The sequence below is a fragment of the Amycolatopsis sacchari genome, assembly GCF_900114035.1.
GTDB lineage: Bacteria > Actinomycetota > Actinomycetes > Mycobacteriales > Pseudonocardiaceae > Amycolatopsis_E > Amycolatopsis_E sacchari.
In genome coordinates, this window is sequence record NZ_FORP01000009.1 from 218,046 (window position 1) to 231,709 (window position 13,664).

The 13,664-nt window shown below is 71.1% G+C and carries 11 protein-coding genes and 1 rRNA gene; 4 read left to right on the forward strand and 8 right to left on the reverse strand.

Features of this window, described 5'->3' with window-relative positions:
- Positions 1-92 precede the first annotated feature (92 nt).
- Positions 93-2,171 (reverse strand): ATP-dependent DNA helicase UvrD2, encoded by a 2,079-nt coding sequence (locus BMZ92_RS17850; RefSeq protein ID WP_245783113.1) that lies wholly within the window; start codon positions 2,169-2,171, stop codon positions 93-95.
- A 66-nt stretch (positions 2,172-2,237) separates the two neighbouring features.
- On the opposite strand from BMZ92_RS17850, the gene BMZ92_RS17855 reads away from it, so the two are divergent.
- Positions 2,238-2,966 (forward strand): DUF4191 domain-containing protein, encoded by a 729-nt coding sequence (locus tag BMZ92_RS17855; RefSeq protein WP_091508864.1) that lies wholly within the window; start codon positions 2,238-2,240, stop codon positions 2,964-2,966.
- Between the two features lie 51 nt (positions 2,967-3,017).
- Here the strand turns inward: BMZ92_RS17855 and BMZ92_RS17860 are convergent, their stop codons facing one another.
- On the reverse strand, positions 3,018-3,503 hold the full coding sequence (locus tag BMZ92_RS17860) for an RDD family protein (protein ID WP_091508865.1): 486 nt from the start codon (positions 3,501-3,503) through the stop codon (positions 3,018-3,020).
- Between the two features lie 173 nt (positions 3,504-3,676).
- Here BMZ92_RS17860 and glnA point away from each other — a divergent pair, with 173 nt between their 5' ends.
- Entirely contained in the window at positions 3,677-5,101 is a 1,425-nt protein-coding gene (glnA, locus tag BMZ92_RS17865) for a type I glutamate--ammonia ligase (protein WP_091508867.1), read from the forward strand.
- 65 nt (positions 5,102-5,166) lie between these two features.
- Here the strand turns inward: glnA and BMZ92_RS17870 are convergent, their stop codons facing one another.
- Together BMZ92_RS17870 and BMZ92_RS17875 are read right to left on the reverse strand one after the other, a co-directional pair.
- Positions 5,167-6,117 (reverse strand): ketopantoate reductase family protein, encoded by a 951-nt coding sequence (locus tag BMZ92_RS17870; protein ID WP_091508868.1) that lies wholly within the window; start codon positions 6,115-6,117, stop codon positions 5,167-5,169.
- A 101-nt stretch (positions 6,118-6,218) separates the two neighbouring features.
- Positions 6,219-7,421 (reverse strand): cytochrome P450, encoded by a 1,203-nt coding sequence (locus BMZ92_RS17875; RefSeq protein ID WP_091508870.1) that lies wholly within the window; start codon positions 7,419-7,421, stop codon positions 6,219-6,221.
- A gap of 97 nt (positions 7,422-7,518) precedes the next feature.
- Here BMZ92_RS17875 and BMZ92_RS17880 point away from each other — a divergent pair, with 97 nt between their 5' ends.
- The gene (locus tag BMZ92_RS17880; RefSeq protein ID WP_091508873.1) at positions 7,519-8,103 is read left to right on the forward strand and encodes a TetR/AcrR family transcriptional regulator; all 585 of its coding nucleotides are present in this window, start codon (positions 7,519-7,521) and stop codon (positions 8,101-8,103) included.
- 78 nt (positions 8,104-8,181) lie between these two features.
- On the forward strand, positions 8,182-8,892 hold the full coding sequence (locus BMZ92_RS17885) for an alpha/beta fold hydrolase (RefSeq protein WP_091508875.1): 711 nt from the start codon (positions 8,182-8,184) through the stop codon (positions 8,890-8,892).
- Between the two features lies 1 nt (position 8,893).
- Here the strand turns inward: BMZ92_RS17885 and BMZ92_RS17890 are convergent, their stop codons facing one another.
- From BMZ92_RS17890 to rrf, 4 genes are all read right to left on the reverse strand, one after another.
- The gene (locus BMZ92_RS17890; protein WP_091508878.1) at positions 8,894-9,328 is read right to left on the reverse strand and encodes an acyl-CoA thioesterase; all 435 of its coding nucleotides are present in this window, start codon (positions 9,326-9,328) and stop codon (positions 8,894-8,896) included.
- A gap of 14 nt (positions 9,329-9,342) precedes the next feature.
- On the reverse strand, positions 9,343-12,684 hold the full coding sequence (locus BMZ92_RS17895; RefSeq protein WP_245783114.1) for a bifunctional [glutamine synthetase] adenylyltransferase/[glutamine synthetase]-adenylyl-L-tyrosine phosphorylase: 3,342 nt from the start codon (positions 12,682-12,684) through the stop codon (positions 9,343-9,345).
- 21 nt (positions 12,685-12,705) lie between these two features.
- A complete protein-coding gene (locus BMZ92_RS17900; protein WP_091508881.1) occupies positions 12,706-13,461 on the reverse strand; it encodes a type 1 glutamine amidotransferase in 756 nt (251 codons plus the stop codon).
- Positions 13,462-13,570: 109 nt separating this feature from the next.
- Positions 13,571-13,664 (reverse strand): 5S ribosomal RNA (gene rrf, locus BMZ92_RS17905); the annotation flags it as partial.

A 13,664-nucleotide genomic window follows, 5' to 3' on the forward strand; every position in this document is an offset into this window, starting at 1 on the left:
GGGGGCAACTTATTTTCCGCAGGATTCTCCGAAGCGACGAAGATCGCGCCTCGAACGGCGGTTCCGCCGCACGGAAGCCCCCTCCGACGCGGTCAACGCTCACCCTGGATCACGGCGAGCACGTCCTCCCCGAACTTCGCGACCTTACTCGGCCCGATCCCGGAGATCGACACGAGCGCACCGCGGTCGGTGGGCTGCTGCTCGGCGATCGCCAGCAACGTCGCGTCGGTGAACACCACGTACGGCGGCACCTTCAGCTCCTTCGCCCGCGCACTGCGCCACTCCTTCAGGCGGTCGAACAAGCCTTCATCCAGATTGGACGGACACCGCTCGCACCGGCCGAGCTTGATCTCCATGGTGCCCGCCAACGTTTCCCCGCACAGACGGCACTTCGGCTTCGCCCCGCCGCGGGCCGCCTGGGACCGCGGCACCCGCGCCGCCGGGTGGTGCTCCGGCAACAACCCGTACAGGAACCGGCTGCGGCGGCGGTTCCGCCTGCCACCGGGGTGCCGCGACAGCGACCACGACAACCACAGGTGCTCCCGCGCCCGCGTGACCCCGACGTAGAACAGCCGCCGCTCCTCCTCGATGGCGTTGTCGTCGCCGTCGGCGTGCAGGATCGGCATCGTCCCCTCGGCGAGGCCGACGAGGAACACCGCGTCCCACTCCAGCCCCTTCGCCGCGTGCAGCGATGCCAGCGTCACGCCCTCGACCGTCGGCGGGTGCTGCGCGGCCGCCCGCTGCTCCAGCTCCGCCACGTACCGCGGGAGGTCCGCGCCCGGCACCGTGGCCGCCAGTTCCTCCGCGACCTCGACGAGGGACAGCAGCGCGTCCCACCGCTCGCGCGCGGCGCCACCGGCGGGCGGCTGGTCCGTCAGGCCGACGCGCGCCAGCACCGACCGCACCGCTGTCACCAGTTCGGTGGGCGGCGGATCCCCTGCCGCCGTGCGCAGCGAAACCATCGCCTGCCGCACCTCGCGCCGGTCGAAGAACCGCTCCCCGCCCCGCACCAGGTACGGGATGCCGGCCTCGGCGAGCGCCTGCTCGTAGGCCTCCGACTGCGCGTTGATCCGGTACAGGATCGCGACCTCGCTCGCCGGCACACCCGCGTCGAGCAGGGTGCGGACACGGGCGGCCACCGCCGCGGCCTCCGTCGGCTCGTCCTCGAACTCGGCGAACTTCGGTTCGGGGCCCGGTGGCCGCTGCCCGATCAGCCGCAGCCGGGAGCCCGCCGGCCGGTTGCGCGCGGCGCCGATCACCTTGTTGGCCAGTTCGACCACCTGCGGGGTGGAGCGGTAGTCGCGTTCGAGCCGCACCACCGTCGCTTCGGGGAAGCGGCGGGTGAACTCCAACAACGGGCGCGGGGAGGCACCGCCGAAGGAGTAGATGGTCTGGTTCGCGTCGCCGACCACCGTCAGGTCGTCGCGGCCGCCGAGCCACGCGTCGAGCAGGCGCTGCTGCAACGGGGTGACGTCCTGGTACTCGTCGACGATGAAGCACCGGTACCGGTCGCGGAACTCCCTGGCGACCTCGCCGTGCTCCTCCAGCACCGCGGTCGTCTGCAGGAGCAGGTCGTCGAAGTCGAGGACCTGCGCGTTGTTCTTCAGCTTCTCGTACAGCCGGTACACCTCGGCGACCTGCTGCGGCGCCGCCGGGCTGTCCCGCTGCACCTTCACGGCCGTCGCCGGGTACTCGTCCGGCGTGACGAGCGACGCCTTGGCCCACTCGATCTCGCTCGCCAGGTCGCGCAGCAACTCCGCCTCGGTACCCAGCCCGGCGCGCTGGGCCGCCTGGCCCACCAGCCGCAGCTTGCCCTCGAGCAGGTCCCACATCCGGTCACCGATCACGCGCGGCCAGAAGTACCGCAGCTGCCGCCGCGCCGCCGCGTGGAACGTGAGCGCCTGCGCACCCTCGACGCCCAGCGCGCGCAGCCGGGTGCGCATCTCACCCGCCGCCCTCGCCGTGAAGGTCACCGCCAGCACCTGTCCCGGCGCGACGTGCCCGGCGCTGATCAGGTACGCGATGCGGTGCGTGATCGTCCGCGTCTTCCCCGTGCCCGCCCCCGCCAGCACGCACACCGGACCGCGTGGCGCCGCGGCGGCGGCCCGTTGCTCGGGATCGAGCCCGTCCAGCAGGCCGGGCCGGTTCGTGCGAGGAGCTGCGTCAACCACGACAGGCATCCTCGCAGAGGGGGCCGACAGATTCCGCGAAGCCCACCCGCCCGTATCCTGGGTCATATGGCGGGAAAGCAGGACAAAGAAGCTGCCAAGCAGGCCAAGCGGGAGAAGCGCGCGGCCAGCAAGGCGCGGCGCGGGCAGATCTTCGAAGCGTTCAAGGTGCAGCGCCGGGAGGACAAGGCGCTCATCCCGTGGATGCTCGGCTCCTTCCTCGTCGTCGCCGGTGTGATCTTCGGTGTCGGGTTCATCTTCGGGCTGCAGTGGGTCCTGCTTCCGCTCGGCATCGTGCTCGGCCTGCTCGCCGCGGTGATCATCTTCGGCCGCCGCGTGCAGAAGACGGTGTACACGAAGGCCGAGGGCCAGCCCGGTGCCGCGGGCTGGGCGCTGGACAACATGCGCGGCCGCTGGCGGGTGACCCAGACCGTCGCCGCGACCACGCAGCTCGACGCCGTGCACCGGGTGCTGGGCGCGCCCGGCGTCGTCCTGGTCGGTGAGGGCGCGCCGCACCGCGTGCGCAACCTCATGCAGCAGGAGAAGAAGCGCGTGGCCCGGCTGGTGGGCGACACCCCGATCTACGACGTCATCGTCGGCAACGACGAGGGCCAGGTCCCGCTGCGCCGCCTGCAGCCGCACCTGATGAAGCTGCCGCGCAACCTCCGGCCCGCCCAGGTGGACGCGCTGGAGGCCAAGCTCGCAGCGCTGGGCAACCGCGGAGCCGCGATGCCGAAGGGCCCGGTGCCGCAGGGCGCCAAGATGCGCAACGTGCAGCGCGCCATCCGCCGCCGCTGACCGCGTACGAAAAAAGGGGAGACCGCCGCCGCGGTCTCCCCTTTTTTCACGTCAGCGCATCCGCACGACGACCGTGCTCGTCAGCCGATCGAGCCAACTGCGCCCGTCGATGTTACGCACCGCAGCCGGAACGATGAGGCACGTGAGCGCCGCACGCACCACAGCGCGCCACGGACCCACGATCGGCCCGCCGTCGAGCCTCGCGACCCGGATGCCGGTCGCGGCCATGCCGGGGGTGAAACCCGCGAAGGACACCGGCACCACGGTCAGCACCGCCCACACGATGACGGACCACAGGTTGTAGCTCTCCATCACCGACGTGTCCTGCAGCGCCGGCCGGATGAACAGCGACGTGACCAGGGACGCGAGCACCAGGTCGAGCACGAACGCCAGCAGCCGCGCACCCCCGCTCGCCACGGAACGCACGCCGCTTTCCGGCAGGCCCAGGCGCTCTCCGCGCCACCGCGGTGGCTCCGCGTCACCGGCCCCGAGGCCGGCCCGCGAGCCCGACAACCACTCTCCGGTCCATCTCGCCACACCATCAGGGTAGGTCGCCCGCCGCCAGGTGGGCTTTCCCGGTCCGCCGCCCGAATTCGCATCCCCCGTTAACATCCGCGAAACATACGGGTGACGGTCGGGCAACACCACGCTCTTAGCGTGAGCCGAAGAGAGTACTGCCCCCGGCAAGACAGTTGAAGGAGTTACAGAGGGTGTCCACTACTCCAGAAGATATCCAACGTCTCATCACTGATGAGAACGTGCAGTTTGTCGATGTCAGGTTCTGTGACCTGCCGGGCGTCATGCAGCACTTCACCGTTCCCGCGAAGGCGTTCGACACGGACGCGTTCGAGGAGGGCCTCGCCTTCGACGGCTCCTCGGTGCGCGGGTTCCAGTCGATCCACGAGTCGGACATGCTGCTGCTGCCCGACCCCGAGACGGCGCGGATCGACCCGTTCCGCAAGGAGAAGACCCTCTCCATCAACTTCTTCGTGCACGACCCCTTCACGCGTGAGGCCTACAGCCGCGACCCGCGCAACATCGCGCGCAAGGCCGAGCAGTACATCGCCGAGTCGGGCGTGGCGGACACCGTGTTCTTCGGCCCGGAGGCCGAGTTCTACATCTTCGACTCCGTGCGCTTCAACTCCTCGGAGAACGGCACCTTCCACGAGATCGACTCGATCGAGGGCTGGTGGAACACCGGCCGCGAGGAAGAGGGCGGCAACCGCGGTTACAAGACCAAGTTCAAGGGCGGCTACTTCCCGGTCCCGCCGGTCGACCACTACGCCGACCTCCGCGACGAGATCAGCCTCAACCTGATCAACTCGGGCTTCGAGCTGGAGCGCGCGCACCACGAGGTGGGCACCGCCGGCCAAGCCGAGATCAACTACAAGTTCAACACGCTGCTGCACGCGGCCGACGACCTGATGCTCTTCAAGTACATCGTGAAGAACACCGCCTGGGCCGCCGGCAAGACCGCGACGTTCATGCCGAAGCCGCTGTTCGGTGACAACGGTTCCGGAATGCACTGCCACCAGTCGCTGTGGAAGGACGGCCAGCCGCTGTTCTACGACGAGTCCGGTTACGCCGGCCTGTCGGACACCGCCCGCCACTACATCGGCGGCATCCTGGCCCACGCCCCGAGCCTGCTGGCGTTCACCAACCCGACGGTGAACTCCTACCACCGCCTGGTGCCGGGCTTCGAGGCGCCGGTCAGCCTGGTGTACTCGCAGCGCAACCGCTCCGCCTGCGTCCGCATCCCGATCACCGGGACCAACGCCAAGGCCAAGCGCATCGAGTTCCGCTGCCCCGACTCGTCGGGCAACCCGTACCTGGCGTTCGCGGCGATGATGATGGCCGGCCTGGACGGCATCAAGAACAAGATCGAGCCGCCGGAGCCGATCGACAAGGACCTGTACGAGCTGCCGCCCGAGGAGGCCAAGGACGTCAAGCAGGTCCCGGCCGACCTGGGCACCGTGCTCGACAACCTCGAGGCCGACCACGACTTCCTCACCGAGGGTGGCGTGTTCACCCCCGACCTGATCGACACGTGGATCAGCTTCAAGCGGGAGAACGAGATCGACCCGCTGCGGCTGCGCCCGCACCCGTACGAGTTCGCGCTCTACTACGACGTGTAAGTCGTAGCGCACCCCGGGACACGCCGGCGGCGAGGAGTGGAAAACGCCCTCGCCGTCGGCGTTTCTTATGTCCGCTCGAAGCTCGGTTCCGCCGCTTCCAGTCGCGGGACCGGGACGCCCAGCCGCCGTGCTTCGGCCAGGGTGTCCCGGCAGATCTCGCGCGGCTCCTGGGCGTCAGGATCGGCGTACGCCACGAAATTCGTGCGCACGGGCGCCACATGAGCGGTCAGCCAGGACAGCGCGGGAGCTGTCACGCAGGTGGGCGCGCGGAGCCCCAGCACACCGCCCCGCTGGCGGCGCAGGTCGACGCCGCGCGCCTCGACGAGTGGCAGCAGCTCGCGGCCGGTCAGCAGCGCCTCGCGCAGATCGCCCGTCGCCCCTGCCAGCCGGGCCAGCGAGCCCCGCCGCAGCCCCTGCGCGTGCAGGCCCGCGTTCATGGCGAAGTGCACCCACAGCCAGCCGCGGAAGTCGGGCTTTTCCCGGATCCGGAACCCGGCCGTGCGGAACACCTCGCGCACGGCCCGTTCCCGTTCGGTCGGTGGTGTGCCGAAGGTGCCGAAGACGGCCTGCGGCAACAGGCCCCCGCGAAGCACGCCGTCCTCGCCGAAGCCGCCACCGGCCTGGGGAAAACCCCAGGCGACCCGGTCGGCGGGGAGAGCGCCGACCGCGTCCGACGGCTCGGCCCAGAGGTTTCCGAAGACGAGCACCGTGGCCTTCCCGATGCGCGGCGCCAGGAAGGCCGCCGCTTCCGGGAGCCGGTAGTGCTGCACGCTCAGCACGATCAGGTCGAAGTCGTGGTCCGGTGGCAGCGTCTCCCGGTAGCGGACCGGCCACCTCTCGACCACGCGCTGCCCCCACGGCCGGCGCCGCAGGTCGAGCAGTTCGAGGTCCACCGCGTCGCCGTACGTCGCCGCGCGGCCCGGCCGGACGTAGAACTCGACGTCGTGTCCCGCCTGGTGCAGCGCCCAGCCGTGGACCGTGGCGATCACGCCTCGGCCGAACATCAGGATCTTCACGCTGCACCTCGCGGGGTCGGATTGAACTGGAGGTTTGACCTCCACTTCCGAAGATAGGGAGACCGCCTCCCCCTGTCAACGCGAGGTACCGCCGGCGCTCCTTACGCGTCCCAGGTCAGCAGCATCCGCTCCGGTCCGCGGGTCGACAGCCCTTCCTTCCACTCGACGCCGTCCTCGGTGCCGGCGAAGCGGAGGCCGGGCAGGCGCCGCAGCAGCGTGTCGAGCGCGACCTGCAGCTCCATGCGCGCCAGCGGCGCGCCGAGGCAGTGGTGCACGCCGTACCCGAAGCCGATGTGCGTACCCTCCTGCCGTAGCAGGTCAAGCCGGTCGGGCTCGGTGAACACCGATTCGTCGCGGTTGGCCGACGCGAGCGCGGGCAGGACGGCCTCCCCCGCCCGCACGGTCACGCCGCCCAGCTCCACGTCCTCGAGCGCGTAGCGGGCGATGCCGGCGCCGATGCCGAGGGGGACGTAGCGCATCAGTTCCTCGACCGCGCGCGGCACGAGACTCAGGTCGGCACGCAGCAGCTCCAGCTGGTCGGGGTGCGTGAGCAGCGTGTACACGAAGTTGGGGATCTGCGAGGCGGTGGTCTCGTGCCCGGCGACGAGCAGCGCCATCGCGAGCATGACCAGTTCATCTTCGGACAGCCGGTCGTCCTGGTCGCGCGCCGCCACCAGCCCGCTGAGCAGGTCGTCACGCGGGGTTTCGCGCCGTTGCGCGATCAGCCCCTCCAGGTACGCGCGCATCTTCAGCGTGCACTCCCCGACCTGCTCCGGCGTGAACCTCGTGGTGGACAGGAAAGCGTCGGACCAGTACCGGAAGTCGACGCGGTCTTCGTAGGGCACGCCGAGGAGCTCGCAGATCACGGTGACCGGCACCGGCAGCGCGAAGTCCTCGACCAGGTCCGCGGGCGCGCCCTTGGCGAGCATCGCGTCGACGAGCCCGTCCGCGATCTCCTGCACGCGCGGGCGCAGCTGTTCGATCCGCCGCACGGTGAACGCCTTGGTCACCAGCCGTCGCAGCCTGCTGTGGTCGGGCGGGTCCATGCTGAGGATGCCGCCGGGCTGGGACGGCTGCGGGCGCATGCGCGGCTCGTCGTGCTCCAGGCTCGCGGCCCGGCTGAACCGCGGATCGCCGAGCACGACCTTGACGTCCTCGTAGCGGGTGGCCAGCCAGCCCGGTTCGCCGTAGGGCAGGCGGACGCGGGTCAGCGGTTCCTCGGCGCGCAGGGTCGCGAACAGCGGTTCGGTGTCCAGCCGTTCGGGGTGGCTGAACGGGTAGTTCCGGGGTTCGGCGGTGGTCATCTACCAACTCCTCGTCGTGGCGGCAGGTGAACGTCTCCCTTCTTACTCCATCACCTGTCGTCTAACCAACAGTTGTTGGACAAAGTAGGCTGTCCGGGTGCGCGTGCTCTCCGATCCCCGCAGCCGCCGCTCGCGTTCGGCGCTCGAAGCAGCGCTGCTGGACCTGATCGCGGAGCGGGACCTCAACCAGATCTCGATCTCCGACGTCACGCGCCGCGCGGGCGTCAACCGCTCGACGTTCTACGAGCACTACGCCGACGTCCACGACCTCGCCGCGGCGGCGGGCACCGACCTGTTCGACGAGCTGATCGACGCCGCGCACGTGGTCGTGCCGCAGGAGGCCGCCGCACCCGGCGGTGCGCTGGCCAGGGTGTTCCGGCACGTCGCCGACCACGAGCGGCTGTACCGGGCACTGCTCGACGCCGACGGCAGCGCCCGCGTGATCAACCACCTGCACCAGCGGCTCGCGATCGCCATCCACGTGCACCTGTCCGGCACCGGCTCGCCCACCCACGCCGACGACCCGGCCGACATCCCGCACGACCCGGTCGCGGCGTTGCTCGCGGGCGCGCTGCTCGGCACGATCACGGACTGGCTGCGCCACGGCTGCCCCGGCACGCCCGAGGGGATCGCGGCCCGCATCTGGCCGCACCTGGTGGCCGCGGGATCAGCGGGGAACTGAAGGACACGGACGGTGTCCGCCGGGGCAGAAGGTGCCCGCCCCCGCAGTCGATCCCGGCCTGCGCGCGTTACACCGGTCATGACCCGGAATGCGGCAACGTTCGTCCTCGTCCCCGGTGCGTGGCAAGGCGGCTGGTCGTGGCAGCCGGTCGCCCGGCGCCTGCGCGCCGCCGGCCACCCGGCGCTCACACTCACCCTGCCCGGTCTGGCCGACGGCGACTCACCTGCCGGGCTCCGGCTCGCCGACGCCGTGGCCGCGGTGGTGCACGAGGTCACGAAGCGCGACCTGGAGGACGTCGTGCTGGTGGCGCAGAGCTGGGGCGGCTACCCCGTCACCGGTGCGGCCCACGAACTCGCCGGGCGCGTTTCGAAGGTGATCTACTACAACGCCCTCGTGCCCGCGCGGGGCGTGCCGCTGGTCGACGAGAACGAGGACTACGCGACGATGATCAGGACGGCGATCGACGCCTCTCCCGACGGCACCATCTCCGTGGTCCCGGAGCAGGTTCCGCTGCTGCTGCCGGACGTCTCGGAGGAGGCGCGGCGGCTGTTCTTCGAGCTGCTCGTACCGCAGCCCGGCCACTACTTCCTCGACGCGCTCGACGTTCCCGACGTCACCGCGATCGGCCTCCCCGCGGCCTACGTGCTCAGCGAGAACGACCTCGCGCTCGCCCGGCCCGGGACCGAGTTCGCGGCGCGGCTGGGACTGACGCCGGTGATGGTGCCCGGCGGGCACGAGTCGATGCTGACCCATCCCGACGAGGTCACGCGGGCGCTCCTGGCCGTCTGAGCTACTCCGATGTGGACAGCAGCTTCAGGTCGTACCCGGCACGCTCGAAACGGCCACGCGGGTCGTCGACCAGCTTGCGGCGCTCCAGGTCCATCAGCCCCAGCGTGACGGCGAGTTCCGCGGACAGCGTGCCGTCGGCCTTGTAGATGTGCTGCTCCATCTGGAACGTCTTGCCCGTGCCGAACTTCGCGTCACACGTGACGTCGACGGTCTCGCCGAGCCGGATCTCCCGGCGGTAGCTGATGCTCGACGCCAGCAGCACCGGTGAAACGTGCTCGTCGTGCAGGGCCGTGCTGCCTCCGGCCGCCCGCTCCAGCGCCTCGACGCGGGCCACCTCGGCGTACGAGTGGTAGACGGCGTGGTTGAGGTGGCCCAGCGCGTCCAGCTCGTACAGCCGCACCTTGATCTGCATCCGGAAGGGCTCGCGGTCGCTCACGGGACCACTGTAAATCAGTCCTCGAAGAAGACGCGCTCGACGACGGCGTGCGCCCGGCGCGTGGTCCGGCGGTAGAAGTCGAGGAACTCGCCCGGGTCGTCCTCGTCGCTGTAGCCGAGCACGCGAGCGACCGCCGCGAGTTCCCGTCCGCTGCTGGGAACCTGGTCGGACGCCTTACCCCGCACGAGCATCGTCGCGTTGCGGACGCGGGTCGCGAGCAGCCACGTCTCGATCAGCGACGCCGCGTCCCCCTCCGCGACGAGCCCCGCTTCGGCGAGCGCGGACAACGCACCCGGTGTGCTGGTGGTGCGCAGTGACGGAAGTTCGTGCGCGTGCCGGAGCTGGAACAGCTGGACGACCCATTCGACGTCGGCCAGCCCGCCGCGGCCCAGTTTCGTGTTGAGCGTCGGGTCGGTGCCGCGGGGGATGCGCTCGGTCTGCACCCGGGCCTTCATCCGGCGCACCTCGCGGACGCGGCCGGCGTCGAGCCCGCCTCGGGGATAGCGGATCTCGTCGGCCATCGCGGTGAACCGCTCGCCGAGGCCGTCGTCGCCGGCGATGTACCGGGCCCGCAGCAGCGCCTGCGCCTCCCACACCTCGCCCCAGCGGGCGTAGTAGGCGCGGTAGGACTCCAAGGTGCGCACGAGCGGCCCGCCGCGTCCCTCGGGCCGGAGGTCGGCGTCGACCTGCAGGGGCGGATCGGCGCTGGGCTGGCCGAGCATCTGCCGTACGGTCTCCGCGACGGACGAAGCGAACCGCACCGCTTCGCCGTCGTCGGCCCCGTCGTTCGCTTCGCACACGAAGAGCACGTCGGCGTCGGAGCCGTACCCCAGCTCGGCCCCGCCCAAGCGGCCCATGCCGATCACGGCGATCTTCGCCGGGGTCCCGCCGACTTCGGCCTCCCGCTTGCGGATCGCCGCGGCGAGGGCGCTCTGCAGGACGGCGACCCACACGCTCGACAGCGCCGCGCAGACCTGCTGGACGTCCAGCAACCCCAGCAGGTCCGCGGCCGCGACGCGCAACATTTCGTGGCGCCGCAAGGATCTCGCCGCGGCGACCGCGGCCTTCAGTCCCGGCTGCCGCCGCACCGTGGCCCGCAGGGACTTCGCCACTTCGCGAGGATCACGCCCGGCGAGACGGCTCGGGTCACCCAGCAGCTGCAGCACTTCCGGTGCGCGGACCAGCAGATCCGGCACCAGCTTCGAGGTGCCGAGGAGGAACGCCACGCGCTCGACCACGGCACCCTCGTCGCGCAGCACCCGCAGGTACCACGGCGTGTCCTCCAGCGCCTCGGAAACCTTGCGGTACGCCAGCAGCCCGCCGTCCGGGTCCGGGGTGTCGGCGAACAGGTCCAGCAGGACCGGCAGCAGCGCGTGCTGGATGGCCGCACGGCGGGACACCCCGGCGGTGAGCGCCTTGATGTGCTGCAACGCGCCGTCCGGCGCCGCGTACCCGAGCGCGGCGAGCCGTTGGGCGGCCTGTTTGGTGGTGAGCCGCAACGCTTCGGTCGGCACGCTCGCGACGGACTGGAGCAGCGGGCGGTAGAACAGCTTTTCGTGCAGCCGGCGGATCCGCTGCGCGTACCGGCGGAAGTCGGCGACGAGCAGTTCGGCCTCGCTGCGCCCGCGCTCGGGTTTGATGCCGATCGCCCTGGCGAGAATGCGCAGTTCCGCCGTTTCCGAGGGGTCGGGGAACAGGTGGGTGCGGCGCAGGCGGCGGAGCTGGAGCCGGTGCTCGACGGTGCGCAGGAACTCGTAGGCGGTCTCCAGTTCCGCCGCGTCGGCGAGCCCCACGTAGCCACCGGCACCCAGCGCGTGCAGTGCGTCCATTGTGGACGCGGAGCGGAGGTTGGTGTCCGCCCGCCCGTGGACGAGTTGCAACAGCTGCACCGCGAACTCGACGTCCCGCAGGCCGCCCCTGCCGAGTTTCAGTTCGCGGTCGGCGAGGTCCGAGGGCACGTGCTTCTCGACGCGGCGGCGCATCTGCTGCACGTCCTCGACGAAGTTCTCCCGCTCGGCGGCGGACCAGACCACCTCGTCGACCATCTCGACGTACTGGCGCCCGAGCTCCGCGTCGCCCGCGACCGCGCGCGCCTTGAGCAGAGCCTGGAACTCCCAGGTGCGCGCCCACTTCCGGTAGTACGCGGTGTGCCCTTCGAGGGTGCGCACGAGCGCGCCGGCCTTGCCCTCGGGCCGCAGGGCGGCGTCGACCTCGAAACAGGCGGTGCCGACGAGCTGCATCGTCTTGCTGGCGAGCCGGGTCGCGAGCTGGAGGTCCCCCTCACCGACGAAGATGACGTCGACGTCGCTGACGTAGTTCAGCTCCCGCCCGCCGCACTTGCCCATCGCGATGATGGCGAGCTTGGTGCCGTCGAGGTCCTTCGCCGCGAGTTCGGCATGGGCGACCGCGAGCCCGGCGACGAGCGCGGCCTCGGCGAGCGCGGTGAGCCGCCCGGTGATCTCCTCGTAGGAAGGCTGCTCCAGCGACGGTTCGACGACGTGCGCGAGGTCGGCGGCGGCGATCTCCAGGAGGAGCCCGCGATAGGCGGTCCGCAGAGCCTGCACGGCGGCCGTCCCGGTGAGGGGCTCACCGGTGGTAGGCGATGCTGGGCTCTGCGGGGCTTGCGCTGCGGCCGTCCCGGTCGGAGCCGATACTGCGCCCCGCGAGTCCTGCGCTGCGGCCGTCCCGCGCTGCCCGGTGGGAGCCAAAGCTGCGCTCTGCGGGGCCTGCGCTGCGGCCGCGCCCGTGAGGGGCTCACCGGTGGTGGGGACCGCTGCTGCGTTCCCACTGCCCGCCGTGGGGATGGCGCCGTCGCCCGCCTGCGCCCCGCTTTCCCCGACGGCCGCCAGCCCGCTTCCGCCTGCAGCCGCTGACCCGCTTCCACCGCCGACAGCCGGGTCTCCTTCGCCCGCGGTCGCCGGTTTGCCTCCGTCGCTGCCGTCCGCGACGGGCGGGGGTTGCCCAACGGCGGCCAGCAGCTCCCCGGCGAAGCATTCCGTCTCGGTGCACTTGTCCTGCGCCAGGCGCCGCCACTCCCCCGGCGCGCCGACCAGGAAGTCGGCGAGCGCGCTCGACGTGCCGAGCACGGAGATCAGCCGGCCACGGAAGGCGGGGTCACCGCAGAGCGCCTCGGACAGCTCCGGCCACCCGGGCTCGTCGGCCTCGCGCAGCCTGTCCAGGCCGCGCAGCGCGAGGTCGGGATCAGCGGCGCGGGAAAGCGCGACGAGGACGCCGCGGCTCGACTCATCGGCTCCCGCGTCGGTCCACCAGCCGGCCGCGCGCAACTGCGCGTCGGCGCGGTCGTCGGTGAAGCCGTACCGTGCTGGGGACGCGGCCCCCCGTGCTTGCTCAGCCATCAGCTTTCACCGTAGCCGGGTTCAGGCGAGGGGAAGGGTGTGCGGCGTGGGCTCGACCGGCTGGATCTCGCCGGCGGCGAGCTGCACGAACCTCGTGGCGAAGGGCTGCCACGTGGCCGCGATGTCCTCGTGGACCTGGGTGAGGGCCTCGGTGTCGAAGACGCCGGGACGCGCGGTCGCCGCCATGTCGGGAGCCTCGGCGGCCCAGGCCTGGACGACGTCGACGGTGGTTTCGATGTGGAACTGGATCCCGTACGCGCACCGACCGAGGCGATAGGCCTGGTTGGTGTACTTGGGAGCGGATGCGAGCAGGACGGCACCGACCGGAAGGCGCCGGATCTCGTCGCCGTGGAAGTGCAGGACGTCAGGCATCAAGGGCAGGTCCGCGAACAGCGGATCGGTCCAGGCGGCGTCCTTCTTCGAAACGAGGTAGGGACCCACTTCCGGCCCCTTGTCCCCCGGTACCACCGATCCGCCCGTCGCGACGGCGAGGAGTTGCGCGCCGAGACAGATGCCCAGGGTCGGTAGCCCGCCGTGTGCTCCCGCGGCGAGGAGGTTCCGCACGGAGTTCAGCCACGGGTACTTGTCGTCCTCTTCGGCGTTCATGCCGCCGCCGAGGCAGACGAGCCCCTGGTACCCGTCGAGATCGTCGGGAAGCTCGTCCTCCGGCGGGAGGCGAACGTCGAGTTCGGCGCCGGCCGCGGTGAGCCAGTCGCCCAGCGGGCCGGCCGGGTCACTTCGATCGGGCTGGATGACGAGGAGTCGGGGCGCGCTCACGTCGTTCAGGATACGGGCGCGCCCGCGCGGAGTGGATGCGAAAAAGCCTCGAGGCCCTGGGAGGACCCGTTTCCGGGATCTCGACCAGGGCCTCGAGGACCTAATTTGAGTTCGGCGGTGTCCTACTCTCCCACACCCTCACGAGTGCAGTACCATCGGCGCTGGCAGGCTTAGCTTCCGGGTTCGGAATGGGACCGGGCGTT

Excerpts from the sequence above, each read along its gene's own strand:
- BMZ92_RS17855 (WP_091508864.1), top strand. The coding sequence starts at position 2,238 with ATGGCGGGAAAGCAGGACAAAGAAGCTGCCAAGCAGGCCAAGCGGGAG.
- BMZ92_RS17875 (WP_091508870.1), bottom strand. The coding sequence starts at position 7,421 with ATGACCACCGCCGAACCCCGGAACTACCCGTTCAGCCACCCCGAACGG.
- BMZ92_RS17885 (WP_091508875.1), top strand. The coding sequence starts at position 8,182 with ATGACCCGGAATGCGGCAACGTTCGTCCTCGTCCCCGGTGCGTGGCAA.
- BMZ92_RS17895 (WP_245783114.1), bottom strand. The coding sequence starts at position 12,684 with ATGGCTGAGCAAGCACGGGGGGCCGCGTCCCCAGCACGGTACGGCTTC.